This window comes from Geodermatophilus sp. SYSU D01180 (assembly GCF_054050415.1).
On record NZ_JBJGZH010000005.1, the window covers coordinates 17,649 to 44,488 of the forward strand.

Annotated in this window: 29 protein-coding genes; 15 read left to right on the plus strand and 14 right to left on the minus strand. The window is 75.3% G+C overall.

The window, feature by feature from the left end; translation table 11 throughout:
• The first annotated feature begins 60 nt into the window (after window positions 1-60).
• The gene (locus ACI8AA_RS06365; RefSeq protein ID WP_457043656.1) at window positions 61-591 is read left to right on the plus strand and encodes an N-acetyltransferase family protein; all 531 of its coding nucleotides are present in this window, start codon (window positions 61-63) and stop codon (window positions 589-591) included.
• On the opposite strand, the gene ACI8AA_RS06370 is transcribed toward ACI8AA_RS06365, so the two are convergent.
• Window positions 588-1,310, minus strand: a complete 723-nt coding sequence (locus tag ACI8AA_RS06370; protein WP_457043657.1) for a monooxygenase — start codon at window positions 1,308-1,310, stop codon at window positions 588-590. The two genes, ACI8AA_RS06365 and ACI8AA_RS06370, sit on opposite strands and share 4 nt — an antisense overlap.
• Before the next feature lie 23 nt (window positions 1,311-1,333).
• On the opposite strand from ACI8AA_RS06370, the gene ACI8AA_RS06375 reads away from it, so the two are divergent.
• The 4 genes from ACI8AA_RS06375 (at window position 1,334) to ACI8AA_RS06390 (ending at window position 4,342) form a co-directional block, all read left to right on the plus strand.
• A complete protein-coding gene (locus tag ACI8AA_RS06375) occupies window positions 1,334-2,152 on the plus strand; it encodes a formate/nitrite transporter family protein (RefSeq protein ID WP_457043658.1) in 819 nt (272 codons plus the stop codon).
• A gap of 126 nt (window positions 2,153-2,278) precedes the next feature.
• Window positions 2,279-3,181, plus strand: coding sequence for an ATP-binding cassette domain-containing protein (locus ACI8AA_RS06380; RefSeq protein WP_457043659.1), 903 nt, complete (start codon window positions 2,279-2,281; stop codon window positions 3,179-3,181).
• A complete protein-coding gene (locus ACI8AA_RS06385) occupies window positions 3,178-3,921 on the plus strand; it encodes an ABC transporter permease (protein WP_457043660.1) in 744 nt (247 codons plus the stop codon). Before ACI8AA_RS06380 ends, ACI8AA_RS06385 begins: the two co-directional genes overlap by 4 nt.
• A 73-nt stretch (window positions 3,922-3,994) precedes the next feature.
• Window positions 3,995-4,342 carry an iron chaperone gene (locus tag ACI8AA_RS06390; protein WP_456937407.1) on the plus strand — a complete coding sequence of 116 codons (348 nt, stop codon included), beginning with the start codon at window positions 3,995-3,997 and terminating at the stop codon, window positions 4,340-4,342.
• Here ACI8AA_RS06390 and ACI8AA_RS06395 read toward each other — a convergent pair.
• The 3 genes from ACI8AA_RS06395 to ACI8AA_RS06405 all read right to left on the minus strand — a co-directional run bounded on the left by ACI8AA_RS06395 (window position 4,339) and on the right by ACI8AA_RS06405 (window position 8,310).
• On the minus strand, window positions 4,339-5,478 hold the full coding sequence (locus ACI8AA_RS06395; protein ID WP_457043661.1) for a serine hydrolase domain-containing protein: 1,140 nt from the start codon (window positions 5,476-5,478) through the stop codon (window positions 4,339-4,341). The genes ACI8AA_RS06390 and ACI8AA_RS06395 overlap by 4 nt on opposite strands.
• Window positions 5,479-5,507: 29 nt before the next feature.
• Window positions 5,508-6,056 carry a DUF1990 family protein gene (locus tag ACI8AA_RS06400; RefSeq protein WP_457043662.1) on the minus strand — a complete coding sequence of 183 codons (549 nt, stop codon included), beginning with the start codon at window positions 6,054-6,056 and terminating at the stop codon, window positions 5,508-5,510.
• 61 nt (window positions 6,057-6,117) lie between these two features.
• Window positions 6,118-8,310 carry an MMPL family transporter gene (locus ACI8AA_RS06405; protein ID WP_457043663.1) on the minus strand — a complete coding sequence of 731 codons (2,193 nt, stop codon included), beginning with the start codon at window positions 8,308-8,310 and terminating at the stop codon, window positions 6,118-6,120.
• A gap of 453 nt (window positions 8,311-8,763) precedes the next feature.
• On the opposite strand from ACI8AA_RS06405, the gene ACI8AA_RS06410 reads away from it, so the two are divergent.
• Window positions 8,764-9,633, plus strand: a complete 870-nt coding sequence (locus ACI8AA_RS06410) for a HipA family kinase (protein WP_457043664.1) — start codon at window positions 8,764-8,766, stop codon at window positions 9,631-9,633.
• Window positions 9,630-10,022, plus strand: coding sequence for a DUF3037 domain-containing protein (locus ACI8AA_RS06415; RefSeq protein ID WP_456926291.1), 393 nt, complete (start codon window positions 9,630-9,632; stop codon window positions 10,020-10,022). The genes ACI8AA_RS06410 and ACI8AA_RS06415 overlap by 4 nt, the downstream gene beginning before the upstream one ends.
• Before the next feature lie 74 nt (window positions 10,023-10,096).
• Here the strand turns inward: ACI8AA_RS06415 and ACI8AA_RS06420 are convergent, their stop codons facing one another.
• From ACI8AA_RS06420 to ACI8AA_RS06445, 6 genes are all read right to left on the minus strand, one after another.
• Window positions 10,097-10,564, minus strand: a complete 468-nt coding sequence (locus tag ACI8AA_RS06420) for an SRPBCC family protein (RefSeq protein ID WP_457043665.1) — start codon at window positions 10,562-10,564, stop codon at window positions 10,097-10,099.
• Between the two features lie 55 nt (window positions 10,565-10,619).
• Window positions 10,620-10,913: a 4a-hydroxytetrahydrobiopterin dehydratase gene (locus ACI8AA_RS06425; RefSeq protein ID WP_457043666.1), complete on the minus strand. Its 294-nt coding sequence runs from the start codon at window positions 10,911-10,913 to the stop codon at window positions 10,620-10,622.
• Window positions 10,914-10,925: 12 nt separating this feature from the next.
• Window positions 10,926-11,636 (minus strand): phosphoadenylyl-sulfate reductase, encoded by a 711-nt coding sequence (locus ACI8AA_RS06430; RefSeq protein WP_457043667.1) that lies wholly within the window; start codon window positions 11,634-11,636, stop codon window positions 10,926-10,928.
• Entirely contained in the window at window positions 11,633-11,815 is a 183-nt protein-coding gene (locus ACI8AA_RS06435; protein WP_456937400.1) for a hypothetical protein, read from the minus strand. Before ACI8AA_RS06435 ends, ACI8AA_RS06430 begins: the two co-directional genes overlap by 4 nt.
• Window positions 11,812-13,503 carry a nitrite/sulfite reductase gene (locus ACI8AA_RS06440; protein WP_457043668.1) on the minus strand — a complete coding sequence of 564 codons (1,692 nt, stop codon included), beginning with the start codon at window positions 13,501-13,503 and terminating at the stop codon, window positions 11,812-11,814. The genes ACI8AA_RS06435 and ACI8AA_RS06440 overlap by 4 nt, the downstream gene beginning before the upstream one ends.
• Before the next feature lie 256 nt (window positions 13,504-13,759).
• The gene (locus ACI8AA_RS06445; RefSeq protein WP_457043669.1) at window positions 13,760-14,230 is read right to left on the minus strand and encodes an RrF2 family transcriptional regulator; all 471 of its coding nucleotides are present in this window, start codon (window positions 14,228-14,230) and stop codon (window positions 13,760-13,762) included.
• Between the two features lie 71 nt (window positions 14,231-14,301).
• Here ACI8AA_RS06445 and ACI8AA_RS06450 point away from each other — a divergent pair, with 71 nt between their 5' ends.
• A complete protein-coding gene (locus ACI8AA_RS06450) occupies window positions 14,302-15,063 on the plus strand; it encodes a (deoxy)nucleoside triphosphate pyrophosphohydrolase (protein WP_457043670.1) in 762 nt (253 codons plus the stop codon).
• 59 nt (window positions 15,064-15,122) lie between these two features.
• Here the strand turns inward: ACI8AA_RS06450 and ACI8AA_RS06455 are convergent, their stop codons facing one another.
• Window positions 15,123-15,293, minus strand: coding sequence for a CsbD family protein (locus tag ACI8AA_RS06455; protein ID WP_457043671.1), 171 nt, complete (start codon window positions 15,291-15,293; stop codon window positions 15,123-15,125).
• A gap of 352 nt (window positions 15,294-15,645) precedes the next feature.
• Here ACI8AA_RS06455 and ACI8AA_RS06460 point away from each other — a divergent pair, with 352 nt between their 5' ends.
• The 5 genes from ACI8AA_RS06460 (at window position 15,646) to ACI8AA_RS06480 (ending at window position 21,524) form a co-directional block, all read left to right on the plus strand.
• A complete protein-coding gene (locus tag ACI8AA_RS06460; RefSeq protein ID WP_457043672.1) occupies window positions 15,646-17,313 on the plus strand; it encodes a peptide ABC transporter substrate-binding protein in 1,668 nt (555 codons plus the stop codon).
• Between the two features lie 145 nt (window positions 17,314-17,458).
• Window positions 17,459-18,382: an ABC transporter permease gene (locus ACI8AA_RS06465; RefSeq protein ID WP_457043673.1), complete on the plus strand. Its 924-nt coding sequence runs from the start codon at window positions 17,459-17,461 to the stop codon at window positions 18,380-18,382.
• Window positions 18,375-19,346, plus strand: a complete 972-nt coding sequence (locus ACI8AA_RS06470; RefSeq protein ID WP_457043674.1) for an ABC transporter permease — start codon at window positions 18,375-18,377, stop codon at window positions 19,344-19,346. The genes ACI8AA_RS06465 and ACI8AA_RS06470 overlap by 8 nt, the downstream gene beginning before the upstream one ends.
• Window positions 19,343-20,404 (plus strand): ABC transporter ATP-binding protein, encoded by a 1,062-nt coding sequence (locus tag ACI8AA_RS06475; RefSeq protein WP_457043675.1) that lies wholly within the window; start codon window positions 19,343-19,345, stop codon window positions 20,402-20,404. Before ACI8AA_RS06470 ends, ACI8AA_RS06475 begins: the two co-directional genes overlap by 4 nt.
• On the plus strand, window positions 20,388-21,524 hold the full coding sequence (locus ACI8AA_RS06480; RefSeq protein ID WP_457043676.1) for an ABC transporter ATP-binding protein: 1,137 nt from the start codon (window positions 20,388-20,390) through the stop codon (window positions 21,522-21,524). Before ACI8AA_RS06475 ends, ACI8AA_RS06480 begins: the two co-directional genes overlap by 17 nt.
• A gap of 64 nt (window positions 21,525-21,588) precedes the next feature.
• Here ACI8AA_RS06480 and ACI8AA_RS06485 read toward each other — a convergent pair whose 3' ends face one another.
• Window positions 21,589-21,741, minus strand: coding sequence for a hypothetical protein (locus ACI8AA_RS06485; RefSeq protein WP_457043677.1), 153 nt, complete (start codon window positions 21,739-21,741; stop codon window positions 21,589-21,591).
• Window positions 21,742-21,816: 75 nt separating this feature from the next.
• Between ACI8AA_RS06485 and mshB the strand changes: the two genes are divergently transcribed.
• Together mshB and ACI8AA_RS06495 are read left to right on the plus strand one after the other, a co-directional pair.
• Window positions 21,817-22,713 carry an N-acetyl-1-D-myo-inositol-2-amino-2-deoxy-alpha-D-glucopyranoside deacetylase gene (mshB, locus tag ACI8AA_RS06490; protein WP_457043678.1) on the plus strand — a complete coding sequence of 299 codons (897 nt, stop codon included), beginning with the start codon at window positions 21,817-21,819 and terminating at the stop codon, window positions 22,711-22,713.
• On the plus strand, window positions 22,710-23,105 hold the full coding sequence (locus tag ACI8AA_RS06495) for a hypothetical protein (protein WP_457043679.1): 396 nt from the start codon (window positions 22,710-22,712) through the stop codon (window positions 23,103-23,105). The genes mshB and ACI8AA_RS06495 overlap by 4 nt, the downstream gene beginning before the upstream one ends.
• Window positions 23,106-23,108: 3 nt before the next feature.
• On the opposite strand, the gene ACI8AA_RS06500 is transcribed toward ACI8AA_RS06495, so the two are convergent.
• Together ACI8AA_RS06500 and ACI8AA_RS06505 are read right to left on the minus strand one after the other, a co-directional pair.
• Entirely contained in the window at window positions 23,109-25,964 is a 2,856-nt protein-coding gene (locus ACI8AA_RS06500; protein WP_457043680.1) for an EAL domain-containing protein, read from the minus strand.
• 74 nt (window positions 25,965-26,038) lie between these two features.
• Window positions 26,039-26,788 carry a GNAT family N-acetyltransferase gene (locus ACI8AA_RS06505; RefSeq protein WP_457043681.1) on the minus strand — a complete coding sequence of 250 codons (750 nt, stop codon included), beginning with the start codon at window positions 26,786-26,788 and terminating at the stop codon, window positions 26,039-26,041.
• Between the last annotated feature and the right edge of the window lie 52 nt (window positions 26,789-26,840).

Sequence of the window (26,840 nt, forward strand, 5' to 3'; positions counted from 1 at the left end):
CGGAGCGAGGTCCAGGGGCCGGGCGGTCGGTGACGCGCGTCGCGGACGATGATCGGGGGCATGCCGAGCGCCGTGCCGTCTGCCGTGGCCACCGCCGTCGAGGACGTCGACCCGGAGCTGCGCGAGGCCCTGCTGGCCTGCTGGACCGACGTCTCCAACGCCGGCGGCGCGGTCGGCTTCGTCCCCCCGGTCACCCGTGACGACGTCGCTCCGGTGCTCGACGCCCTGCTCGACCGGGTGGCGCAGGGCCGCGAGCGGGTCGTGGTGCTGCGCGCGGACGGCGAGCTCGCCGGCTGGGCGGTGCTGTCGCTGTCGGTCAGCCCGCTGCGCCGGCACTGGGCCACCGTGCTGCGGGTGCAGGTCCACCCGGCCCGGCAGGGGCAGGGGCTGGGCCGGGCGCTGATGACCGGGGTCCACGACGCCGCCCGCGACCTGGGGCTGGAGATGCTGCACCTCACCGTGCGCGGCGGCTACGGCATCGAGGGCTTCTACCAGGGGCTGGGCTACCGCGAGTTCGGCCGGATGCCCGGCGCCATCCGGCTCGCCCCCGAGGACGACCGCGAGGAGATCCACCTCTACGTGGAGCTCTAGTACGTGGGGCTCCAGCCCGCCGCGGGGTCGGTGCCGGCGACGGTGCCGCGGGTGGACAGCACCGCCAGGCGGGCGAACAGCTCCTCGGCGTACCAGCCCTCCTGCGCCGTCCGCCGGACCACCGCGGCGTGCTCGGGGCGGTCGTAGGCGAAGGCGTTCAGTGCCGCCGCGGAGTCCCAGACGCTGAAGGTGCCCTGCAGGCCCAGCGGCGCCTCGCCGATGCCGACGGCCATGCGCAGGCCCGGCGCCCGGTGCAGGTCCGCCGACACCGGCGGCACCGCCGACCAGAACCGCGCCGCCCGGCGCGGCGCCAGCCGCGCCCGGGTCACGGCGGCCACCGGCCCGTCCCAGCGCTGCGGCCGCGGCCGGCCGAACGGCTCGCGGCCCGACCACAGCCCGCGCGCGGCGAGCGGGCGCAGCCGCGCCGACCACTCCTCGTCGGCGATCCGCCGCCAGCTCGCGGCGACGGGGGAGTCGTCGAGGGCGTCCGCGGCGGCGTCGTCGTCCCAGACCGCCAGCAGCCCCCAGCGGCGCGGGTCGGCGTCGCGGACGGTGAAGGTCCGCCCGTCGCCGGTGCCCAGCAGCTTGGCGAACCGCAGCCCCGGCAGGCGGGCGAGCGCCGGGCGGACCGAGGCCATCCGCAGCACCGCCCGCGGCACGGCGCGCCCGGGGACGCCCCACAGGTGCAGGGTCACCGGCCCGGGCTCGGATGGACACACGCCGCCGAGGGTAGGTGCGCGCGGTGACCGACCAGCGGCGGATCCAGCTCGGCGACACCGACGCGCCCGCGGAGGACGAGGTCGTCGAGGCCTTCGACCGGGTGGTCAGCCAGGGCGCGCAGCGGCTGCACCGCACCTGGCGGGAGGTGCTCACCACCGGGCTCGCCGGCGGCCTGGAGGTGGCGATCGGCGTGCTCGCGCTGCTCGCCGTGTACGCCGAGACCCGCAGCCACCTGCTGGCCGGGCTGGCGTTCGGCGTCGGCTTCGTCGCGCTGCTGCTGGCCCGCAGCGAGCTGTTCACCGAGGGCTTCCTGCTGCCGGTGACCGCCGTCGTCGCCGGCCGGGCGAGCTGGTCGCAGCTGGCCCGGCTGTGGGCCGGGACGCTGGCGGGCAATCTCGTCGGCGGCTGGCTGGCGATGTGGGTGGTCGTGCACGGCTTCCCGCAGCTCCGGCCGACCGTGGTGGAGTCGGCGCGGCACTTCGTCGAGTCGCCGCTGGACCTGCGCGCGGTGTGCCTGGCCTTCCTCGGCGGCGTCGTCATCACGCTGATGACCCGCATGCAGAACGGCACCTCCGCCGACGGCGCCAAGATCGTCGCCGCGTTCGCGGGCGCGTTCGTCCTGGCCGGGCTGCAGCTGTTCCACTCGGTGCTGGACTCGCTGCTGGTCTTCGGCGCCCTCCACACCGGCGCCGCGCCGTTCGGCTACGCCGACTGGCTCGCCTGGTTCTGGTACGTCACGTTGCTCAACATGGCCGGCGGGCTGATCGTGGTCACCCTGCTGCGGCTGGTGCGCAGCAAGGAGCTGCTCCAGCGGGAACGCGCCGCGGCCGCCGGCGACTGAGAAAGGACCCCTCTGCCCCCCCACCGCTCGCGAGCTCGCGGCGGGCCCCTGCAGAGGGGCCGTCCGGACCGGAAGACACCCCGCCACCTCCAGGGATCTGCGGGCACCGGTCGCCACACTGTCGGCGTGATCGAGGTCGACGGGCTCACCAAGCACTTCCGGGCGCGGGTCGCCGTCGACGACGTCGGCTTCACCGTGCACCCGGGCCGGGTGACCGGCTTCCTCGGCCCGAACGGCTCGGGCAAGACGACGACGATGCGCTGCGTCCTCGGCCTGACCCGGCCCACCGCCGGGACGGCGACGGTGCTCGGCGTGCCCTACCGCGACCTCGACGTGCCGATGCGCCGCGTCGGCGCGCTGGTGGACCCGCGGGCGCGGCACCCCGGGCGGACCGCGTACGCGCACCTGCTGGCGCTGGCGCAGGGCACCGGCCTGCCCGCCTCGCGGGTGGACGACGTCGTCGAGCTGGTCGGCCTCGGCGCGGTGGCGCACGAGCGGGTGCGCGGCTTCTCGCTGGGCATGGGGCAGCGGCTCGGCATCGCCGCGGCGCTGCTCGGCGACCCCGAGGTGCTGCTGCTCGACGAGCCGGTCAACGGACTGGACCCGGAGGGCATCCGCTGGGTGCGCGGGCTGCTGCGCGACCTGGCCGACGAGGGCCGCACGGTGCTGGTGTCCAGCCACCTGATGAGCGAGATGGAGGACACCGCCGACCACCTGGTCGTGCTCGGCCGCGGCCGGCTGCTCGCCGACGTCCCGATGGCCGACCTCCTCGGCCGGCACGCCGCGGTGCGGGTGCGCAGCCCGCAGGCGCCGCTGCTGGCCGCCGCGCTGCGCCGCGCCGGGGTGGGGGTGGCGCTGGAGACCGACGGCGCGCTGCGGGTGGAGGGCCTGGCCCCGGCCGCGGTGGGCGACGTCGCCTTCGCCGCGCGGGTGCCGGTGCACGAGCTGAGCCCGGTGGTCGCCTCACTGGAGGCGGCCTACCTCGAGCTGACCGGTGAGGACGTCGAGTACCGGGCGGGTGCGGCGTGAGGGTCGGCCCGGGCGCGGTGCTGCGCGCCGAGTGGACCAAGCTGCGGACGCTGCGCTCGACCTGGTGGTGCAGCGCCGTCTACCTGCTCGTCGTCGGCGCGTTCGGGTGGCTGGCCGCGGCCACCACGCCGACGGCGCCGGACGCGGACGCCGCGGTCGGCGTCGCGCTGATCGGGTTCGCGTTCGGCCAGGTGGTGCTCGTCGTGCTGGGGGTGCTCGCGGTCACCGCCGACCTGGGCGGCGGGATGGCGCTGTCCTCGCTGGTCGCCGTGCCGCGGCGCACCCGGCTGCTGGTGGCCAAGACCGCCGTCGTCGCGGGGTGGGCGGCGCTGCTCACCGCGCTGCTGGTCGCCGCGTGCGCGCTGGCCGCGCGGACGCTGGTCGCGGTGCCGGGCGGCGTCCCCCTGGGCGACCCGGACGTGCTGCGGTCGGCCGGCCTGCAGGTGGCCGGCGCGGTGCTGGTGACCGTGCTCGCCGCCGGGCTCGGGGCGGTGCTGCGCTCGACCGCCGGCGCGCTCGGGCTGGGCGTCGCGCTGGTGTTCGTCGCCCCGCCCGCGCTGGCGCTGGCCGGCGGGCGGACCGCCGAGCTGCTGTCGCAGGCGCTGCCGGCGCTGCGGGTGGGGGAGGAGTCCTTCCTCGCCGTCCCCACGAGCTGGCAGGTGGGCCTGGCGGTGTCGGCGGCGTGGGCGGTCGCGGCCTGGGCGCTGGGCGCGGGCCTGGTCGAGCGCCGCGACGTCTAGTGCCGCGACGCCTGGTGCCGGAACCGGTTCCCGGGCAGCATCCCCGCAGCCACCCGAGCCCGAGGAGCCCGCGATGCCCGTCCCCGCCACCGTCGAGGAGTACCTGGCGGCCCTGCCGGAGGAGGCGCGGACGGCGCTCGGGCAGGTGCGCGCCGCCGTCCTCCGCGGCATGCCCGGGGCCACCGAGACGATCCGCTACGGCATGCCGGCCGCCATGCTCGGCAGCCGCTACGGCCTGCACTACGCCGCGTGGAAGCGGCACGCGGCGCTCTACCCGGTGCCCGTGTTCGACGGTGACCTGGAGGCCGAGGTCGCGCCGCACCGCTCGGGCAAGGACGCGGTGCACCTGCCCTACCGCCGCCCGGTGCCGGAGGACCTCGTCGAGCGGGTGGCCGCGGCGGTGGCGGCCCGGCGCGCCTAGCGGGGACCGAAGGCGACGGCCCGGAAGGCCTCGAAGACCGCCGGCGGCGCCGGCGAGGACCACATCTGGTTGGCCAGCAGGACCGCGGTGGTGCCGGTGACCGGGTCGGTCCACCACGTGCTGCCCAGCCCGCCGTCCCAGCCGAAGGAGCCGGCGTGCCGGCCGCCCGGCTCGTCGGTGCGGCGGACGCCGAGGCCCAGGCCCCAGCCGCCGCCCTCGTCGTCGACCGGGCCCGCCTGCTCGGTGAGCATCGCGCGCACGGTCGGCTCGCGCAGCACCGGCTCCCCGCCGGCGAGCAGCACCCGCGCGAGGACGGCGAGGTCGTCGACGGTGGAGACCAGGCCGTCCCCGCCGTCGGGGAAGGGCGGCGGGGACGCCCACTGGCCGTCGGCGGGGTCGTGGACCTGCCGCTCGCCGTGCTCGTCCGGCGGCGTCCAGTGCGGGCCGAACCGGCCGCGGGCCGGCGCCGGCACGCCGAAGCCGGTGTCGGTCATCCCGAGCGGGACCAGCACCCGCTCGGCGAGCACCTCGGGCAGCGGCCGGCCGGCGGCGCGGGCCACGAGGACGCCGAGCACGCTCGCGCCGGTGTGGTACAGCCAACGCTCGCCGGGCTGGTGGGCCAGCGGGACGCCGGCCACCCGGCGCAGCCACTCGTCCGGAGGGGGAGCGGCCTGCGGCGCCGGCGGCCCGGCGGGCAGACCCGCCTCGCCGAGCGCGGCGACGGTCGGGGTGGGCCACGGCGCGGTGAAGTCGATGCCCAGGCCGAGCCGGAAGGTGAGGAGGTCGCGCACCGTCACCGCCCGCCGCGCCTCGACCGTGCCGGCGGCCGCGTCGGCGGGGTCGGCGAGCACCCGCCGGCCGGCCAGCTCGGGCAGCAGCGCGTCCACCGGCTCGTCGAGGGCCAGCGTGCCGTCGTCGACCAGGGTGAGCGCGGCCGTGGCCGCCACCGGCTTGGTCACCGAGGAGATGCGGAAGACGGTGTCCGGCGCGACCGGGTCGTCCCCGCCCGGGGTGTGCGTGCCCGCCGCGCCGCGGGCCACCTCGTCCCCGCGCCGCACCAGCCATGCCGCGCCCGGCACCGCCCCGTCCGCCACGGCGCCGGACACCACCTGCTCGATCTCCTCGGCCAGACTCATGCGGGGATGACCGCCCGGGGAGCCCGGGCTCATCGGTCGCGGGCGGCCCGGCGCAGCGTCGCGCGGTAGCGGGCGGTGGCCAGCCGCTGCAGGGCCCAGCTCACCGGCGGCACGAGGCGGGCGGCGGGGGAGGCCAGCCGGGAGAACACCCGGATCGAGGCGACGACGTCGCCGCCGGGGTCGAGCCGGACGGTGAAGCACTCCTCGCCGCTCTCGGGGTGGCCGGGCAGCGAGCCGTAGGCGAAGCCGCGCTCGTCGCCCGTCGTCGACGCCCAGACGACCCGGCAGGGGACGTCGTAGCCCAGCCGCGGCAGCCCCGCGGTGAGGACGACGACCGTGCCCACCTCGCCGGGCGAGCCGGTGGCGCGCACCCGCAGGCCGGTGCTGCGCTGCGGCGCCCAGGCGAACACCGCCGCGGCGACCCGCTCGAACGCCGCGCGGCCGGAGCCGACGACCTCGGTCCACGTGCCGGTGCGGTAGCCGGCGGGGAGTTCGGCGGCGCGCGTGGCGCCGACCTCGGCATAGGTGAGCGGTGCGTCGCGCAGGTCGGCGGGGGAGACGGCGCGGAGGAGACCCATGGGCCGAGTCTGTCCGCCGTGCCACGGCGACGGGTGCTGGCCGGCGCGGCCGCCGGCAGGCTCAGCGCACGCCGGCCAGGTGCCGGCCGGTCGCGTACACGGGCGCGGCGCCGGACTCGCGGATGCCGTAGCGGGCGTAGAGCCGGCCGAGTGGCCCCGGCGCCCACCAGTTGGCCCGCCCCAGCAGCCGCATGGAGGCCGGGACCAGCAGGGTCCGCACCACCGTCGCGTCGACCACGATGGCGATGAGCATCGCCACGCCGATCATCTTGATCAGCACGACGCCGGAGACGGAGAACGCGCCGATCACCACGATCAGCAGCAGTGCCGCGCTGGTGATGATCCCGCCGGTGCGCTGCAGCCCGGTGGCGACCGCGGTGGTGTTGTCGCCGGTGAGGTCGTACTGCTCGCGGATGCGGGACATCAGGAAGACCTCGTAGTCCATCGACAGCCCGAAGACGATGGCCAGCACGAGGATCGGTGAGGTGGCCTCGATGAACCCGGTCGGGGTGAACTCCAGGACGCCGGAGAGGTTGCCGTCCTGGAAGATCCACACCAGCGCGCCGAAGGAGGCGCCCAGCGACAGGACGTTCATCAGCATCGCCTTGAGCGGCAGCACGACCGACCCGAAGGCCAGGAAGAGCAGGACGAACGACGTCACCGCCACCAGCAGCGCCATCCAGGGCAGCAGCGAGCCGAGGCTGTCCAGCAGGTCGGCGTACACCGCGCCGGTGCCGCCGACGAGGACCTCGGCGTCGTCCGGTGCGGGCACCTGCCGGACCGCGGCCACCAGGTCCCGGCCCTCGGCCCCCATCGCGTTCACGTCCGCGGCGACCACCACCCGTGCCGTGCTGCCGGCGACCTCGGCGACCGTGGCGCCGTCCACCCGTGGGACGGCCTCGACGGCGGCGACGTAGGACTGCAGCGCAGCGCTGCCCTCCGCCGTGTCGGCAGGAGCGGGGAGGGTGAGGACCGCCTCGACAGGACCGGACGGGCTCGGCGGGAAGTCCCGCTCGATCGTCTCGGCGACCACCCGGCTCTCCGCACCCTCGGGCATGGCGCGCACGTCGATGCCGCCGAACTCCGCGCGCGTGAACGGCAGGGCCAGCGCGACGAGCAGCGCCCCCACGACCAGCGTGTACAGGACCGGACGGCGCATGACGCTGTGCGCGATGCGGTACCAGACCCCGTTCCGTTCGACGTCCGCGTGCGCCGGACGCCGCCGTCGGCGCACCGGGCGCCGCACCGACAGGGCGTCGACGCGGGGGCCGAGCACGGCCAGCAACGCCGGCAGCAGGGTGAGCGCGGCGAGCATCGCGATGAACACGGCGCTCATCCCGCCGAAACCCATCGACCGCAGGAACACCTGCGGGAAGACCAGCAGCCCGGCCAGCGAGATCGCCACGGTGACACCGGAGACGGCGACCGTGCGCCCGGCGGTCGCCATGGTCCGGGCGAGGGCGTCCTCCACCGTCGCCTGCCGGCGCACCTCCTCGCGGAACCGGCTGACCACGAACAGCCCGTAGTCGATGGCCAGCCCGAGGCCGAGCACGGTGACCACGTTGACCGCGAAGATCGACACGTCGGTGATCGATCCGAAGGCGCGCAGGGCCGCGAACGAGCCGAGGATCGCCGTCACCCCGATCGCCAGGGGCAGGGCGGCCGCGGCGAGGCCACCGAAGACGACGACGAGCAGGATCGCCAGGACCGGCAGCGAGATGGTCTCGGCCGTCGCGATGTCCTCGCTCACCAGCAGGTTCATGTCCCGGTTGAGGGTCACCTCGCCGCCGATCCGGGTGGTCAGCCCCGGGGCGGCCAGGTCGCCCTCGATGGCGTCGAGGACGTCCTCGCGCTCGTCCTCGTCGCCCCGCAGGCTGAGGACGGCGTAGGTGCTGCGCCGGTCCTCGCTCACCAGGAACGCCGCGCCCGTGTCGAAGAAGGACACCGTGCGCAGCACGTCGTCCTCGGGCAGGGTGCCGAGCGTGGAGGTGACCGCCTCGGCGTAGGCCGGGTCGTCGACCGTCGTCGCGTCGCTGGAGTACAGGACGACGACGTCGGCCGCGCTGCGGCCCAGCTCGTGCTCGGCCACCTCGGCGGCCCGGGAGCTCTCGCTGTCGGGGTCGAAGAACCCGCCGCCGGTCATCTGGCCGAAGACGCCGGTACCCCAGACGCCGGCGAAGGCGACGAACGCCACCGACAGCGCCAGGACCCACCGGCGCCTCCGGTACACGGCGCGACCCAGTGCCTCGAACACGGTCTCTCCCTCGTCCCGGTGGCCGGGCCGGTCACCCCTCGGCCGGCGGCGGCAGCCCTGCGTCCGCCGATGGTCGGGGGACGCGGGGGCGGGGGCGGTCGTCCCGGCGACACGGGCGCGGCTCGGGGTCCGGCGTGACACCGGACAGCCGGCACCGGGGGAGCACCCGCACCCGTCCCCGTCCGTCCACAGCGCGCTCCGCCCGTCGCCCCCCGTGGTGCCCCGGGAGCGTGTGACAGCCGTGCACGTCCCGGTGCGGCCGCAGCATGACGGTCGGGTCCGCGTCGGGGAAGGCGGAGCGACGCGGGATCGTCGCCTCGCCGCCCCGGCCGGGGTCGACGGCGGGGTCGCGGGGGCGCGTGGCCCGCCTGCACGGGTGAGCGGTGTGTCGCGCCGGCCCCCGGGCGACACGGCCCGGAACGGGCCCGTGGCCGGGATCCGGACCGGCGTAGGTTGACCGGCACTGTGCTGCCCGCCGTCACCGCCACCCGCTACGTCACCCCGCTGCGCGAGGGTGGCTCGCTGCCCGGGCTCATGGAGGCCGACGACCTCGGCACCTACGTGGTCAAGTGGCGGGCGGCCGGCCAGGGCGTGCGGGTGCTGGTGGCCGAGGTGGTCTGCGGCGAGCTGGCCCGGGCGCTGGCGCTGCCGGTGCCGGCGCTGGTCACCGTCGACGTCGTCCCGGAGCTGGCCGTCGGCGAGCCCGACCCCGAGGTGCAGGAGCTGCTGCAGCGCTCGGCCGGGCGCAACCTGGGGCTGGACTACCTGCCCGGCGCGCTGGACTTCGAGGCCGGGGTGGGCGAGGTGGAGCCCGAGCTGGCCGGGCGGGTGCTGTGGTTCGACGCGCTGGTGGGCAACGTCGACCGGTCCTGGCGCAACCCCAACATGCTGTTCTGGCACGGCCGGCTGCAGCTGATCGACCACGGCGCGGCGCTCACCTTCCACCACTCCTGGGCGGGCGCGCCGGCCGCCGTCGCCCGCCCCTACGACGCCGCCCAGCACGCGCTGGTCGAGTGCTCGCCGGACCTGCGCGCCGCCGACGCCGACCTCGCGCCGCGGGTCACCCGGCCGCTGCTGCAGCGGGTGCTGGCGCAGGTGCCCGACGACTGGCTGGAGGGACCGGAGCCAGGCGAGCCACCGGCCGCCGTCCGGGAGCGCTACGTGTCCCAGCTGCTGGCCCGGCTGGCCGCCCGCGACGCGTGGCTGCCCGGCGTGGTGGCCGCCGCGGCCGCGGGCGCGGGGGGCCGCCGCCGGTCGCCGCGCGGGGAGAACCGGCCGGCGTGGCTGGGCCCGCCCCCGCCGCCGGGGGTGACCCAGCGGTGAGCCGGGAGACCTTCGAGTACGCCGTGCTGCGGGTGGTGCCGCGGGTGGAGCGGGGGGAGGCGCTCAACGCCGGCGTGCTCGTCTACTGCCGGCAGCGCGACTACCTGGGCAGCCGGGTGCACCTCGACGTCGACCGGCTGCGCGCGCTGGACCCGACCGCCGACCCCGCCGCCATCGGACGCGCGCTGCAGGCCGCCGCCGACGTCTGCGCCGCCGACCCCGCCGCCGGCGCCGCGGGCCGGGAGGCGCTGGGCTCGCGGTTCCGGTGGCTCACCGCGCCGCGCAGCACCGTCGTCCAGCCCGGCCCGGTGCACACCGGCCTCACCGAGGACCCCGACGCCGAGGCCGACCGCCTGCTGCGCCTGCTCGTGCTGCCCGTCGAGGGCTGAGCCCTGGTCCGGTCGCCCCGGCCCCGTCCGGAGGCTCGCCCCGAGCTCGCGCGGGGGGAGGGGGACGGGGTCCTTCATCCAGGGCTGAGCGCCGGCCCGGTCGCCTCGGCGCGCTGCTTGAGGGCGGCGCCCATGGCGTGGAAGGCCGCGAGCCGGTGGCGGTTCAGGGACCGGACGAGCAGCGGGGCCAGCAGACCCCCGAACCGGTCCTGCTGCCACAGCCGCACGCCCCCGCCGTGGTCGGTGAGGGTCACGGTGTGCTCGACGTCGAACAGGCCCGGGACGCCCAGCCGGTCCAGCCGGCTCCACACCCGCAGTCGCCGGAGGGGGACCACCTCCCGGACCGTGGGCCGCAGGTCCGAGCGGAGGAGGGCGTTCACCGGCGGCACGCGGACCGACAGCCGGTTCCCCTCGACGACGGCCCCACCCGCCTCGGTGACGAACGGGTTCCAGTCGGCGTAGGCGGGCAGGTCGGTGAGCACCTCCCACACGCGCTCGGGCGGGGCGTCGATGTCGACGGACGTCCTCAGTTCGGCGGTCATCGGGACCATCTCCTGATCGGGAGGCCGCCCCGGCCCGTGCTCCGCGGGACCGGCGCTACCCCGGGAGCAGCCCGTCGATGCGGCGGGCGAGCTCGAGGTCGAGCGCGCTCACCCCCTCCGCGGAGTGGCTGACGAGGGTGAGGTGCAGCGTGCGCCACCGCAGGTCGACGTCGGGGTGGTGGTCCATCTCCTCGGCGACGTCGGCGATGGCGACGATCGCCTCCACGGCAGCGCGGAACGAGGGCAGCTGCACCGTCCGGTGCAGGCCGGTGACGTCACCGGACCACAGCGGCAGCGCGCGCAGGCCGGCCGCGACCTCGTCGGGGGACAGTCGCGGCGGCCGGGGCACGTCGGGATGCTCCTACAGGTGCAGGCCGCACTCGGTCTTGCCCCGGCCGGCCCAGCGCCCGGCGCGCGGGTCCTCGCCCGGAGCGACCGGGCGGGTGCACGGCGCGCAGCCGATCGAGGCGTACCCGATCTCCTGCAGCGGGTTGACCGGCACCCGGTGCTCGGCGATGTAGGCGTCGACGTCGTCCTGCGTCCAGGCGGCCAGCGGGTTGACCTTCACCATGCCCCGCTTGGCGTCCCAGTCGACGACCCGCGTGCCCGCGCGGGTGGCGGCCTCGTCGCGGCGGACGCCCGAGCCCCACGCGGCGTAGCCGGCCAGCGCGGTGGCCAGCGGCTGCACCTTGCGCAGCGAGCAGCACAGGTCCGGGTCGCGGTCGTGCAGCGCCGGGCCGTGCTCGGCGTCCTGCTCGGCCACCGTCCGCGGCGGCGTCACGTTGACGAGCGTGATCGGCAGGACGCTGCTGATCCAGTCGCGCGTGCCGATCGTCTCGGCGAAGTGGTAGCCGGTGTCGAGGAAGACCACGTTGACGCCCGGCACCGCCCGGGAGGCCAGGTGCGCCAGCAGCCCGTCGGCCATCGACGAGGTGATCGCGAAGTCGTCGCCGAAGGTCTCCCCGGCCCAGCGCAGCACGGCGACGGCCTGCTCGACGGGGTCGGCGATGCCCTCGAAGCGGGCGTCGGCCTCGGCGGCGAGCTCCGGCGTGGGCCGGACGGCGGTCGTCATGCCTGCACTCCTGTCCCGGTGAGCCGGACGGTGAAGGTCCGCAGGCACGCGGCGCAGTGCCACTCGCCCCCGTCCCCGTGCGGGGTCAGCTCCTCGTCCCCGCAGTACGGGCAGTGGAACACGGGCAGCTGGCGCTGCCTTCCCGCGCGGCCGCCCGTGTCCTCCGCCTCCTCGCTCACAGCAGCCAGCTCTCCTCGGCGCGGGCCACGTAGGCGGCGAACCGCTCGCCGGGCTCGCGCCGCTCCAGGTAGCCGCGCAGCACCCGCTCGCAGTAGTCCGCCGTCTCGGCCTTGGTCACCTTGTGGCCGCGGAACTTCCGGCCGAAGGCGGCGTCGACGCCGAGGTGGCCACCCAGGTGCACCTGGAAGCCCTCGACCATCTCGCCGCTCTCGTCGCGGACCATCGAGCCCTTGAAGCCGATGTCGGCGGTCTGGAAGCGGGCGCAGCTGTTCGGGCAGCCGTTGACGTTGATGCCGATCGGCTCGTCGAAGCCGGGCAGCCGCTTCTCCAGCTCGGCGTACAGGTCCTGGGCGTGCTGCTTGGTCTCGACGATGGCGAGCTTGCAGAACTCCAGGCCGGTGCAGGCCATGGTGCCGCGGCGGAAGGCGCTCGGGCGCACCAGCAGGTCGTGCTCGGCGAGCGCGGCGACCAGGTCCTCCACGTGCTCGTCCGGCACGTCGAGGACGACCATCTTCTGCTGGGTCGTCGTCCGGATGCGGCCCGCGCCGTACTGGTCCGCGAGGTCGGCGATCCGGGTGAGCACCGTCCCGCTGATCCGGCCGGTGCGCAGCGCGAAGCCGACGGCGTTGCGGCCGTCCTTCTGCCGCGCGACGCCGACGTGGTCGCGGGACTCGTTCTTCGGCGGCGCGGCCGCGGGGCCGTCGGGCAGTGCGCGGTGCAGGTACTCGTCCTGCAGCACCTGGCGGAACCGCTCCGGGCCCCAGTCGGCCATGAGGAACTTGATCCGGGCCCGGTTGCGCTGCCGGCGGTAGCCGTAGTCGCGGAAGACCGAGGTGCAGGCCGCCCACACCTCGGTGACCTCCTCCGGCTTGACGAAGACGCCGACGCGCTGGGCGAACATCGGGTTGGTCGACAGGCCGCCGCCGACCCACAGGTCGTAACCGGGCTCGCCGTCGGGGCCGACGACGCCGACGAAGGAGACGTCGTCGATCTCGGGCTCGGTGCAGTGGTCGACGCAGCCGGACATCGACGTCTTCCACTTGCGCGGCAGGTTGCTGAACGCGGGGTCGCCGACGTACCGGGCGACGGTCTGCGCCATGACGTCGGTGGCGTCGAGGACCTCGTCCTCCAGGACGCCGGCCAGCGGGCAGTTGAGCATGCCGCGCGGGGTGTCGCCGCAGGCCTCGGTCGTGGTCATGCCGACGGCCTCGAGGCGGTCCCAGATCTCGGGGACGTCCTCGATGCGGATCCAGTGGTACTGGATGTTCTGCCGGTCGGTGACGTCGGCGACGTCGCGGCCGAACTCGGTGCTGATGCCGCCGAGGGTGCGCAGCTGCTCGCTGGTCAGCGCCCCGCCGTCGGTGCGCACCCGCATCATGAAGTAGGAGTCCTCGAGCTCCTCGGGCTCCAGCACGGCGGTCTTGCCGCCGGGGATGCCCGGGGCGCGCTGGGTGTAGAGGCCCATCCAGCGCATCCGGCCGCGGAGGTCGCCGGGGTCGATGCCGTCGAAGCCGGTCCGCGAGTAGATGTCGAGGATCCGCTGACGGACCTCGAGCCCGTCGGAGTCCTTCTTCATCCGCTCGTTGGGGTTCAGCGGCTCCCGGTAGCCCAGCGCCCACTGGCCCTGGCCGCGCTGAGGGGCGTCACGGCGCGCGGGCCGGTTGCTCGGACGGGGAGGTGCGGACACGGTGCACTTCTTCCTGCGCCGTCCGCGCCGGTCTGCACCCGCGCGGGAGGGCGCTGCCAGGTCGGGGTCGCGGCTCCGGGCCGCGGGGGAGGACTGGTGGTCAGCGCGAGGCGCGACAGGCGGCGCTGCTGACGAGAGCGAGGTCGACGTGCAGACGCGCGACGAGGAGGCTGCCGCGGTCCGTCACGCCCCCATGGTCGCACACGTCCGGCCCCGGCCGGTGTGACCCGAGGGGCGGCGTCCGCCGCGGTCGTCCTCAGGGGGCGTCGTCGCCGAACGAACGCCAGGCGCTCTCGACGGCGGCGAGCTCGGCCGCGTACCCGGGCAGCTTCCCCGCGACGACGTCGGCGAGGGTGACCTCCTCCAGCACCCGCCGGTAGGCGGCGCGGGCGGCGACCCACACGCTGGCCAGCTCCTCGGCGGCGCCGGGGTAGCTGACGTCCTCGGGCCGCTGCCCGTGCACCTCGGCGAGGAAGCCCTGCTCCACCCGCATGACCCGGGCGATGGAGATCTCCGACGGCGGCAGCGCCAGCCGGTACCCGCCCTCGCGGCCCCGCTGGCTGGTGACCAGCCGGGCGTGCTGGAGGTCGCCGAGGATCCCCTGCAGGAAGCGCGAGGGGAGGCCCTGGTTGGTGGCGATCCGGTCGCAGGTCAGCGCGCCCGGCGCCGCGGCGGCCAGCTCGAGGGCCGCGCGGACGGCGTAGTCGACCCGGGCGGTGATGCGCACGGTGCTCCTCCCTGCGGCCCCTGCTGCCGGGTCCCGCGGGCCCATCCTGCCCGGTCTGCCAGGGTGACGGCGTGTACCGGCTGCGCTTCACCACGGTCGTGGCGGCGCCGCTGACCGTCGCCTTCGACGTCGCCCGGGCCCTCGGCCGCCCCTGGCGGTTCCCGCTGGAGGAGGTCGAGTCGGTCCGCCCGGTGCGCGACCTGTACGCCGCCGGGCCGGGGCGGGGGTGGCGCAGCCTCACCCACGAGCGCCGGTTCACCGCGACCGGCGCCGGCACCGTCGTCGACGAGCAGGTCGACTGGGACACCGGCCTGCCCGGGGCGCTCGGCGGCCTGGTCGACCAGACCGTGCTGCGCCGGCGGGTGCTGCGGTCGATGCGCCGGCACCTGGACGGCTACGCCGCCGCGGCCGCGGTGCGCGCCCTCGACGTCGTCCAGGTGGTCGGCGCGGCGGTCGTCCGGGGGGACCGGGTGCTGGTCGCCCAGCGCGGGTCGGGACCGCTCGCAGGACTGTGGGAGTTCCCCGGGGGCAAGGTGGAGCCGGGGGAGGACGACGTCGCGGCGCTGGTCCGCGAGTGCGCCGAGGAGATGGGGGTCGTCGTCGCCCCTCAGGCGTTCCTCGGCGAGGTGCCGCTGGACGGCCGGGTGGCGGGCGGGGCGCCCGGCGCCTCGACGCTGCGGGTCTGGTGGGCCCGGCTGGCCTCCGGCGAGCCGGTCGCGCACGAGCACCGCGAGCTGCGCTGGGTGGGCGCCGCCGACCTCGACGGCCTGGACTGGATCGCCGCCGACCGCCCCCTGCTGCCCGCGGTCCGCGACCTGCTCACCCGGCTCTAGACGCACCAGGGGCGCCGTCCGTGCCGGACGGCACCCCTGGTTCGAGGCGGGTCAGCGCGTCACTTGAAGGCGTCCTTGACCTTCTCGCCGGCCTGCTTGAGGTTGCCGGCGGCCTTGTCCTTGGCGCCCTCGGCCTGCAGGTCGCGGTCGCCCGTGGCCTCGCCGACGCGCTCCTTGCCCTCGCCCGCCACTTCCTGGGCCTTGTTCTGCAGCTTGTCGATGCCGCTCACGGTGGGCTCCTCCCTCTCGGATGGCGGTGCAGTACCCGGGAGTAGGCTGACCACACCGAGTTCGCCTGTACGGCGGAAGTCCTCCGGGGTGAGCGACTGCGGACCGTAAGCCCTGCGGTCCGCGGGCCTGTCGACCGCTGCCGTTGCAGCGGTGTGACAGGAGTCGTGAGCCTCGGTCACAAATCGGTTGCGGACGTGGACGGTCCTCGTCAGGGGTGCCTAGGGTCGCCACGGCGTACCGGGTCCGTTCCGTGGTGTCCACCCGGAGGACTCCGGCGCCCGGGTGCGCAGTGTCCCCGTTCGCATACCAGTCCGTTCCCCCCGCGCACGCGGGACGAGGGAGGCATCACACGTGAAGTTGAGCAAGCGCCGGTCGGCGCTCGTCGCCGTCGGCCTGTCCGGCGCTCTCCTGCTGTCCGCCTGTGGCGGCGGCAGCGACGACAGCGGCTCCGGCGACAGCGGCAGTGGCGGCGGCGCGAGCGGCGGCACCTTCAGCGTCTACATCGGTGAGCCGGAGAACCCGCTCGTCCCGGGCAACACCACGGAGTCCGAGGGTGACCAGGTCGTCAACGCGCTGTGGACCGGCCTGGTGAAGTACGCCGAGGACGGCTCCGTCGACTACTCGGGTGTCGCCGAGTCGATCGAGTCCGAGGACAACACCACCTGGACCGTCACGCTCAAGGACGGCTGGACCTTCCACGACGGGAGCCCGGTCAACGCCGAGTCCTTCGTCAACGCCTGGAACTACACCGCCTACAGCCCGAACGCCCAGGGCGCCGCGTCCTACCTGTCGCGGATCGCGGGCTACGCCGACCTGCAGGCGCCGACCGACGACGCCGGCAACGTGACCGGCGAGCCGGCCGCCCAGCAGATGAGCGGCCTGCAGGTCGTCGACGACCTCACCTTCACGGTGACGCTGTCCTCGCCGTTCTCGAACTTCCCGGCGGTCGTGGGCTACAACTCGTTCTACCCGCTGCCGCAGGCGTTCTTCGACGACCCCGAGGGCTTCGGCACCCGCCCGATCGGCAACGGCCCGTTCCAGGCGGAGGAGGACTTCGTCCCCGGTCAGGGTGTCTCGCTGACCCGCTACGAGGACTACGCCGGCGACGACGCCGCGAAGGCCGACGGCGTCGACTTCGTCGTCTACGCCGACGTCAACACCGCCTACACCGACGTGCAGGCCGGCAACCTCGACATCGTCGACGTCATCCCGCCGGACGTCATCGAGTCGGCCCGGTCCGAGTTCGGCGACCGGTTCATCGAGACCGAGTCCTCGCAGATCACCTACATCGGGTTCCCGACCTACGACGAGCGCTTCGCCGACCCGCGGGTCCGCCAGGCGTTCTCCATGGCCGTCGACCGGGAGGCGATCTCCGAGGCGATCTTCCAGGGCACCCGCGCCCCGGCCGACTCGTTCATCCCGCCGGTCGTCGACGGCTACCGCGAGGGCAGCTGCACCTACTGCACCCTCGACGCCGACCGGGCCAACCAGCTGCTCGACGAGGCCGGCTTCGACCGCAGCCAGCCCGTCGACCTGTGGTTCAACGCCGGCGCCGGTCACGACGCGTGGATGGAGGCCGTGGGCAACCAGCTGCGCGAGAACCTCGGCGTCGAGTACGTCCTCCAGGGCAACCTCGACTTCGCCGAGTACCTGCCGCTGGGCGAGTCGCAGGGCTGGACCGGTCCGTTCCGCTACGGCTGGAGCTTCGACTACCCGGCCCCGGACAGCTACCTGACGCCGCTGTTCACGACCTCGTCGCTCGCCCCGGCCGGCTCGAACTACTCCTTCTGGACCAACCCCGAGGTCGAGAGCCTGATCACCCAGGGTGACCAGGCCGAGAGCCCGGAGGCCGGCGTGGAGGACTACCAGGCGGCGGAGGACATCATCGCCGAGGAGATGCCGATGGCGCCGATGTTCTTCACGGAGATCCAGTCCGTGACCTCCGAGAACGTCTCCGACGTCCGCCTGGACCTGTTCCAGCGGATCGTCCTCTCCGAGGTCACCGTCAACAACGCCTGACCCGACCCCGCAGGACCCGCACCACCCGCCGGGGGCGCCCGTCCGACCAGGACGGTCGCCCCCGGCGGCGCGTGTGCGGCCCTGCGGGCACGATGGACACCGGCGCCGCCGTGAACCCGGCGGCGCACACACCCCGAGGGGGACCATGGGCCGCTACGTCGCGCGCCGCCTGCTGCTCACCATCCCGGTTCTGCTGGGCGCCTCGTTCCTGATCTTCGCGATGGTCTACGCCCTGCCGGGCGACCCCATCCGCGCACTGGGTGGTGACCGTCCGCTCTCGCCCGCCGTGATCGCCGAGCTGCGTGAGCGGTTCAACCTCAACGACCCCCTGTACGTCCAGTACTGGGAGTACCTGAAGAGCCTGTTCCAGGGCGACCTGGGCACCGACTTCCGCGGCCGGCCGGTGCTCGACACCATCGAGCGCGCACTGCCGGTGACGATCAAGCTCGCCCTCACCGCGGTCGTCTTCGAGATCCTCATCGGCCTGGTCGCCGGTGTGCTCGCCGGCATCCGGCGCAACAGCTTCTTCGACAACCTGGTGCTGGTCTCGACGACGCTGATCGTCTCGATCCCGATCCTGGTGCTGGCCTTCTTCGCCCAGCTCCTCTTCGGCCTCAAGCTCGGCTGGTTCCCCATCGCCGGGACCAACGAGGGGCTCTACAGCTACCTGCTGCCCGGCCTGGTCCTCGCGTCCGGGTCGCTGGCCTACGTGGCCCGGCTGACCCGCACCAGCCTCGCGGAGAACCTGCGCGCCGACTACGTGCGCACGGCGCGGGCCAAGGGCCTGCCCAAGCGGACGGTCATCGTCCGGCACACGCTGCGCAACAGCCTGATCCCGGTCGTCACGTTCATCGGCGCCGACATCGGCACGCTGCTGGGCGGGGCGATCGTCACCGAGACGGTGTTCAACCTGCCCGGCATCGGCCGGGAGGTGTTCAACGCGATCCGCTCCCAGGAGGGCGCGGTCGTCGTCGGCATCGTCACCCTGATGGTGTTCTTCTTCATCTTCTTCAACCTGGTCGTGGACGTGCTCTACGCCGTCCTCGACCCGAGGATCCGCTATGACTGACCAGCAGCAGCTCGACCTGCGCAAGGACGAGGTGGAGGCCGGCACCACGACCGGCCTCGCCAGCCCGTCGGTCGACGTCACCAAGGAGCGGCAGAACAGCCTCTGGAGCGACGCCTGGGGCGAGCTGCGGCGCAACCCGCTGTTCTGGATCGGTGCCGTCCTCGGTGTGTTCTTCCTCCTGATGGCGCTGTTCCCGCAGGTGTTCGCGCGCGGGGCCGACCCGCGCTCCTGCGACCTGTCCAACTCCCGGGGCAGGCCCTCGGCGCAGCACTGGTTCGGCTTCGACACCCAGGGCTGCGACTACCTGGCCAACGTGGTCTACGGCGCCCGCAACTCGCTGATCATCGGCGTCATCGCCGTGCTGGTCATCCTGCTGCTCGGCGTCATCGTCGGGGCGATCGCCGGCTACTACGGCGGCCTGACCGACGGGATCCTCGCGCGGATCGCGGACATCTTCTACGCGCTGCCGCTCATCCTCGGCGCGCTGGTGCTGCTGCGGGTGGGCCCCTCGACCGACATCCCGGTCATCAACAGCCGCGGGCCCGGCGCGGTGGCCATCGCCCTGGCGCTGTTCGGCTGGATGACGGCGATGCGGCTGGTCCGCTCCCAGGTCATCGCGGTCAAGAGCTCCGACTACGTGGCCGCCGCCCGTGCCATGGGGGCGGGCAGCCGGCGCATCCTGCTGCGGCACATCCTGCCCAACGCGGTCGCCCCGGTGCTGGTCTACGCGACGATCACCATCGGCGTGATCATCGCCGCGGAGGCGACGCTGACCTACCTCGGCGTCGGCCTGCAGCGGCCGGCGATCTCCTGGGGCCTGCAGATCGAGGCGGGGCAGGACTCCATCCGCACCGCACCGCACCTGGTGCTGTTCCCCAGCCTGATCCTGACCCTGACCGTGATGGCGTTCGTGATGATGGGTGACGCCCTGCGCGACGCCCTCGACCCGAGGCAGCGCGCATGACCAACCTCGACCTGACCAAGCCGACCGCGGAGCTCGCCGGGCAGGGCACGCCCCTGCTCGAGGTCGACGACCTGCACGTGGAGTTCCGCACCCGCGCGGGCACGGTGCACGCCGTCAACGGCGTGAGCTACAGCCTGGCGGCAGGGGAGACCCTGGCCATCCTCGGCGAGTCCGGCTCCGGCAAGTCCGTGTCGGCCCAGGCGATCATGGGGATCCTCGAGACCCCGCCCGCGGTCATCACCGGCGGCGGCATCTGGTTCCAGGGCAAGAACATGCTGGAGATGTCCGCCGAGGACCAGCGGAAGATCCGCGGCCCCGGCATCTCGATGATCTTCCAGGACGCCCTGTCGTCGCTGAACCCCGTGTACAGCGTGGGCTTCCAGATCGGCGAGATGTTCCGGGCGCACCGGGGGATGGGCAAGAAGGAAGCCCGCAAGCGGGCCATCGAGCTCATGGACCGGGTGCGCATCCCGGCCGCGGCCCGCCGCGTCGACGACTACCCGCACCAGTTCTCCGGCGGCATGCGCCAGCGCGTGATGATCGCCATGGCCATCGCCCTGGACCCGCGGATCCTCATCGCCGACGAGCCGACCACCGCCCTCGACGTCACCGTGCAGGCGCAGGTCATGGACCTGCTCAAGGACCTGCAGGACGAGACGGGGATGGGGCTGATCCTCATCACCCACGACCTCGGCGTCGTCAACGAGGTCGCGGACAACGTCGCGGTCATGTACGCCGGCGAGATCGTCGAGCGGGGTACCGTCGACGACGTCTTCACCCGCCCCTCGCACCCCTACACCGAGGGGCTCATGGGCTCGGTGCCGCAGGTCGAGGCGAAGGGCGGGCGGCTGCAGCCGATCGCCGGCCAGCCCCCGAACCTCGCGCACATCCCCAGCGGCTGCCCGTTCCACCCGCGGTGCCCGCACCGCCGGCTCGGCCAGGCGGCCGCGCCGGGGCGGGAGTGCGCCACCGACGTCCCGCCGCTGCGGCTGGTCGTGCCGGGACGCGAGGCGGCCTGCCACTACAGCGAGGAGGTCCTCGGTGTCGCAGCCGAGTGAGTCCGGCGCCACCGCGGCGTCGTCCCTGTCGGAGTCGTCGCCGTCCACCGGGGTGGCGCCGGGCGGTGCGTCCCTGACGAAGCCCGCGCCGTCGGGTGCCCGGGGCGCGATGGGGGAGCCGCTGCTCGAGATCCGCGGGTTGCAGAAGCACTTCCCGCTGACGCAGGGCGTCGTCTTCAAGCGCACGATCGGCCACGTCCGCGCGGTCGACGGCGTGGACCTGACCCTGCGCCGCGGCGAGACCGTGGGCCTGGTGGGCGAGTCGGGTTGCGGCAAGTCGACGGTGTCGAAGCTGATCGTGGCGCTGGAGCGGCCGACCGCCGGGTCGATCCTCTACAAGGGCAAGGACGTCGCCCGCATGGGCGGCCGCGCGCTCAAGGACTACCGGCGCGAGGTCCAGATCATCTTCCAGGACCCGTACGCGTCGCTGAACCCGCGGATGACCGTCGGCGACATCGTCGCCGAGGGCTGGGCCGTGCACGACGACGTCGCCCCGCGGAAGGGCCGGCTCAAGCGCACGCAGGAGCTGCTCGACCGCGTCGGCCTCAACCCCGACTACGTCAACCGCTACCCGCACCAGTTCTCCGGCGGCCAGCGGCAGCGCATCGGCATCGCCCGGGCGCTGGCGCTGCAGCCGGAGGTCATCGTCTGCGACGAGCCGGTGTCCGCGCTCGACGTCTCGGTGCAGGCGCAGGTGGTCAACCTGCTCGAGGACCTGCAGGACGAGTTCGGCCTGTCCTACCTGTTCATCGCGCACGACCTGTCGGTGGTGCGGCACATCTCCGACAGGGTCGCGGTGATGTACCTGGGCAGCATCGTGGAGGAGGGCACCGACGAGGAGGTCTACGCCTCGCCGTCGCACCCCTACACCCAGGCGCTGCTGTCCTCGGTGCCGCTGCACGAGCCGCACCTGCGCGGGCAGAAGGACCGGATCCTGCTGCAGGGGGACGTCCCCAGCCCCGCCGACCCGCCGTCGGGCTGCCGGTTCCGCACCCGCTGCTGGAAGGCGCAGGACATCTGTGCTCAGGAGGCCCCGGCGCTGGTCGACCGCGGTCAGGGCCACCCCTCGGCCTGCCACTTCGCCGAGGCCCGGGTGGTCGTCCCGGTCGACGCCGAGTAGCACCTCCCGCATCGCGACGACGGCGCGGTGGCTCCCTCCCGGGGGAGCCGCCGCGCCGTCGTCGTCACGGGGTCCCGACCAGCGGCAGCACCCGCTCCCGGAGCAGCTCGAGCCGGCGCACCGGGTCGGTCAGCGGCCAGAGCAGCACCCGCTGCACGCCGGCCGCCGCGAACCCGGTCGGCGAGGGGGAGGTGGGCGCCGTACTCCACGCCCGCACCGTCCGTCCCGGCGGCGGCCCGCGCCAGGGGCGCAGGTCCGTGCGGCGGGACGCCCGGTGGGAGACTGTGCGCCCGTGACCGCCGACCGCCGCATCCTCCTGGTCCACGCCCACCCCGACGACGAGACGATCAACAACGGCGCCACGATGGCGCGCTACGCCGCCGAGGGGGCGCAGGTCACGCTGCTCACCTGCACGCTGGGGGAGGAGGGCGAGGTCCTCGTGCCCGAGCTGGCGCAGCTGGCCCCCGACCAGGCCGACCAGCTCGGCGGCTACCGGATCGGCGAGCTGGCCGCCGCCATGGCCGCCCTCGGCGTCACCGACAGCCGCTTCCTCGGCGGGGCCGGCCGCTACCGCGACTCCGGGATGATGGGGACGCCGGCCAACGACCACCCCCGCGCCTTCTGGAACGCCGACCTCGACGAGGCGGTGGGCCACGCGGTCGCCGTCGTGCGGGCGGTCCGGCCGCAGGTCGTGGTCACCTACGACGAGAACGGCGGCTACGGCCACCCGGACCACATCCAGGCCCACCGGGTCGCGATGGCCGCCGTCGAGCGCGCCGCCGACGCCGCCTGGCGCCCGGAGCTGGGCGGGGCGTGGGACGTCGCGAAGGTCTACTGGGCCTGCGTGCCGCGGTCGGTGCTGCGCGAGGGCGCCGAGGCCATGGCCGCGCTGGGGGAGGCCTCGCCGTTCCAGCAGCTCGGCGAGATCGACGACATCCCCTTCGCCGTCCCCGACGAGGTGGTGACCGCCGCCGTCGACGGCCGCGGGTACGCCGCCCGCAAGGACGCCGCCATGCGGGCGCACGCCACCCAGATCACCGTCGACGGGCCGTTCTTCGCGCTGTCCAACAACTTCGGCCAGGAGGTGCTCGGCGTCGAGCACTACCGGCTGGTGCGCGGCGGGCGCGGCCCCGCGGGGGACGGGCCGCACGGGTGGGAGGACGACCTGTTCGCCGGTCTGGACGCGTGAGCCGGGTCCCCGGGCTGGTCCTCGCCGGGCTCGCGGCGGTGCTGGCCGCCGGGTGGCTGGCGCTGGTCGAGGTCTTCTGGCTGCCGCTGCGGGTGGCCGGCGTGCTGCTGCCCCTGTCGGTGCTGGCCGCCGTCGCGGGCAACTACCTGCTGGTCACCGGCGCGCACCGGCTCACCGGCTCGCGCGTGGTCGCGCTGCTGCCGGCGGCCACCTGGCTGGTGGTCGCGGTCGGCGCCACGATGCCGCGGCCCGAGGGCGACCTGGTCGCCGTCGGCACCGGCGGGCTCGGCGCGGTCACCCTCGCGTTCCTCGGCCTCGGGGTGGTCGCCGCGGCGGTCGCCGTGGGCCGGGTGCTGGCGACGCCGCGCCGTCCGGCCGGCCCGCCGGCCTGAGGGTCAGCGCGTCCCCCGCGGGCGGGGGACCGCGCCGCGCACCGCGTGCCGCGCCAGCCAGGCGGGGAACCGCGCGGCCGGCATCGGGCGGGCGACGTGCCAGCCCTGGACGACGTCGCAGCCCATCCGGTGCAGCGCCTCCTGCGTCTCGGCGTCCTCCACGCCCTCGACGACGAAGGTCATGCCCAGGTCGCGGGCCAGCTGCTGCGTGCTGCGGACGATCGCCGCGGCGCGCGGGTCCCGGGTCAGCGACGTGACGAAGCTGCGGTCGAGCTTGAGCTCGTCCACCGGCAGCGCCCGCAGGTAGGTGAGCGAGGAGTAGCCGGTGCCGTAGTCGTCGACCGACAGCCGCACGCCCAGGCGGCGGAGGTCGGCGAGCACCTGCTGGCTGCGGGCGGCGTCGGCCATGAGCACGTCCTCGGTGATCTCCAGGACCAGCGCCCCGGCCGGCACCCCGCGCGTCTCCAGCAGCAGCGCCACCTGGTCGGGCAGCGCGAGGTCCTGCAGGTTCGACACCGACAGGTTCACCGCCAGCGACAGGTCGTGCCCGGCGTCGCGCCAGACCCGGACGTCGAGCAGCGAGCGCTCGAGCACCCGCAGCGTGAGGCGGCGCATGAGCCCCGCCTGCTCGGCCAGCGGCAGGAAGATGTCCGGGGCGAGCAGCCCGCGCTCGGGGTGCTCCCACCGGACCAGCGCCTCGACGCCGACGACGCGGCCCGAGCGCAGGTCGAGCTCGGGCTGGTAGTGCGGCACCAGTTCCTCGGTGTCCAGCGCGGTGCGCAACTGCTCGAGGGTGCGCAGCCGGTCGCGGGAGTCGGTGGTGCCCTCCGGCGTCCACACCCGGTGCCCCTCGCGGCCGCGCTTGGCGCCGTACATGGCGGTGTCGGCGCGGGCCAGCAGCAGGGACCGGTCGCGGCCGTGCTCCGGGCACAGGGCGACGCCGATGCTGGCGTCCACGTGCAGCGGCTGGCCGTCGAGGACGAACGCCTCGCGCAGCGCGCCGCCCAGCCGCTCGGCGACGTCGCGGGCGCGGGCCTCGCCGGCGTCGGGCAGCAGGACGGCGAACTCGTCCCCGCCCATCCGGGCCAGCAGGTCCCCGGGCCCCAGGACGGCCTCCAGCCGCGGGCCGACCAGGCAGAGCAGGTCGTCGCCGACGCTGTGGCCGAAGCTGTCGTTGATCTCCTTGAACCGGTCGAGGTCGATCATCAGGACGGCGCAGGAGCGGTGCGGCTCGGCGTAGATGGTCCGCTCGACCAGCTCGGTGAACCGGCGCCGGTTGGCCAGCCCGGTGAGCGGGTCGTGGTGCGCCTCGCTGGCCAGCTGCGCCAGCCGCACCTGCTCCACCGCCCGGAGCGCGGCGTTCTCCACCACGAGCGCGCCCTCGAGGGTGAGGTGGGCGACCGCCGCGCGGACCGCCGGCGACCAGGTGTGCGCCCGGCCGACCGAGCCGGAGACGACCATCCCCAGCAGCCGCCCACCGGCCAGCAGCGGCACGGTGACGTAGGAGGTCAGGCCGAGCGCGGCGACGAGGTCGGCCGGCAGCAGGTCGCTGGCCGCGGCGTCCTCGACGAAGACCGGACGGCGCTCCTCGGCGACCCGGCGCCACAGCGGCACCGAGTCCGCCGGCCGGCCGGCGGCGCGCGCGGTGACCACCTGCCGCGCCCCGGGCGACCAGCCGACCAGGCGGATGTCCTCGACCCGGCCGTCGTCCCCGATGAGGTAGGCCGCGCCCCGGTCGGTGCCGGCCAGCCGCTGGACGGCGGCCGCGAGCACCTCGGCGGCGGCGGCCACGCCGGTGACGCCGGCGCCGTCGACCAGCAGCTGCCGGACCGCGCCGGCCACCTCGAGCTCGTCGGTGCGCGCCTGCGCCGCCCGGGCCTGCTCGACGACCCCGCCGAGGTGGGCGCCGACCGCGGCGGCCAGCCGGCGCACCTCGGCCGAGAAGGGGCGCAGCGCGACGCTGTCCAGGGTGAGGACGCCGGCGACGTGCGGGGGCCGGCCCAGCGGCACGGCCAGCAGCGAGCCGACGCCGAAGGCCTCCACCCACCAGTCGGTGAGCAGGGCGCTGCCGCGGTCGGCGGGGGCCGGGACGCCGGTGCGCAGCACCTGCTCGACCAGAGCCGGCGGCGTCGGCGCGCTGCGGAACCGCTCCCACCCGGCCCGGTCGCGGCGGCCGTCGGCGTAGCGGGCCATGTAGGGCACCGGGCGGCCGTCCTCGAGCAGGAAGACGCAGGCCCGGTCGACCCCGCCGAGGACGGCCAGCCGCTCGCAGGCGGCGGCCAGCAGGTGCTCCACCGACCGCGCCTGGGTGGCGGCCTCGACGATGTCGAGCAGCGTCTCGGCCGACGCGAGCCGGCGGCGCTCCGCGCGGCGGGCCCAGGCGTGGACCAGGGGCTGCGCCAGCCGGGCCGCGGTGTGCTGCACGCGCGGGTCGGCCGCCCGGTGCGCGGGCTCGACGACCAGCACGCCGAGGACGTCGTCGCCGTCGACCACGGGCGTGCCGGCGGCGTCGTGCACGCCCAGCGCGGCCAGCTCGCGCGCCTCCGGGCCGGTGTCGCCCGGCTGCACGGTCAGCGGCCGGCGGTCGCGCACGAGGGTGGTGAGGAACGGGGAGCGGCTGACGGCGAGCGGCACCCGGACGGTGGCGTTGCGCGGGCCGCCGGCGGACTCGTCGACCGACTGCACGAACGGGACGCCCATGTCGGTGGCCGCCTCGTGCGCCCACACCGACACCCGGTCGGCACCCAGCGCCAGGCGCACGGAGCCCAGCCGGTGCTCCAGCGCGGCCTCGGCGTCGTAGGGCGAGGCGTCCCGCGCCGCCACCGGCCCGGGGGGCGGGGGGCACGGCTGCTCGGTCACGTCGATGGGGATCGGCTCCGTTCCGCATCCCTCGAGACGTGCGGCACGTCTCCCCCTGCGGGGTGAGCCGGGACTCAGCCCGGCGCCCACCGGTAGTGGTAGCGGTGGTGCTCGACGTAGCCGGCCCGGCGGTACAGGGCCCGGGCCGGCGCGTTGGACGCGGTGACCTGCAGGTACACCCGGCGCGCGCCGCGCTCCGCGCCCCACCGGGTGACCGCCGCCATCACCGCCGTCGCGAGGCCGCGGCGGCGGGCGTCCTCGACGACGGTGACCGCGCTGACGCCCAGCCAGCCGTCGGTGACCACGCCGCGGGCCACCGCGACCGGCGCCGCGCCCGGCTCCGGCCGCACGGCCGCGAACACGACGACGGGGGCGTTGCCCAGCACGGCGGGCGCGGTCGGCGGCAGCAGGTTCCCGAGGTGCCGGTAGGCGCCCAGCCAGCCGTCGTCGGGAGTGGGGGAGAGCTCCACCGGCACGCCGCCGGCGGCGCCGGGGACCAGCGGGGCGGTGAGCACCAGGACGTCCTCGTCGCGCTCCCACCCCGCGGCGGCGAACGCGGCGTCGGCGGGGCGGGCCTGCACGCCGGGCAGCGCCGCGCCGGGCCGCAGCCCGCGCCGGCGGTACCAGGCGGCCACCGCGCCGACCGCTTCCGGCAGCGGCCGGCCGGGGCCACCGGTGACCAGCACGGTGTTGGCCCGGCCGGTGAACCCGCCCCCGGCGCGCAGCAGCCAGTCGCCGAGCGGCTCCTCCTCGGTGCCGCGCCAGCCGCGCGCGGCCACCCGCTCCAGGTCGGCCACGCCGAGGGGCGAGCGGCTCTGTCCCACGGCCCGATCCCGCGGGGCACGCCTCCGCGTCCCTCCACCGGGGCGGGCGCGG

Bases quoted from the DNA above. Each gene is read 5' to 3' on its own strand.
- ACI8AA_RS06365 (WP_457043656.1), top strand. From the start codon at position 61: ATGCCGAGCGCCGTGCCGTCTGCCGTGGCCACCGCCGTCGAGGACGTC.
- ACI8AA_RS06390 (WP_456937407.1), top strand. From the start codon at position 3,995: ATGCCCGTCCCCGCCACCGTCGAGGAGTACCTGGCGGCCCTGCCGGAG.
- ACI8AA_RS06395 (WP_457043661.1), bottom strand. From the start codon at position 5,478: ATGAGTCTGGCCGAGGAGATCGAGCAGGTGGTGTCCGGCGCCGTGGCG.
- ACI8AA_RS06400 (WP_457043662.1), bottom strand. From the start codon at position 6,056: ATGGGTCTCCTCCGCGCCGTCTCCCCCGCCGACCTGCGCGACGCACCG.
- ACI8AA_RS06420 (WP_457043665.1), bottom strand. From the start codon at position 10,564: ATGACCGCCGAACTGAGGACGTCCGTCGACATCGACGCCCCGCCCGAG.
- ACI8AA_RS06430 (WP_457043667.1), bottom strand. From the start codon at position 11,636: ATGACGACCGCCGTCCGGCCCACGCCGGAGCTCGCCGCCGAGGCCGAC.
- ACI8AA_RS06465 (WP_457043673.1), top strand. From the start codon at position 17,459: ATGGGCCGCTACGTCGCGCGCCGCCTGCTGCTCACCATCCCGGTTCTG.
- ACI8AA_RS06470 (WP_457043674.1), top strand. From the start codon at position 18,375: ATGACTGACCAGCAGCAGCTCGACCTGCGCAAGGACGAGGTGGAGGCC.
- ACI8AA_RS06475 (WP_457043675.1), top strand. From the start codon at position 19,343: ATGACCAACCTCGACCTGACCAAGCCGACCGCGGAGCTCGCCGGGCAG.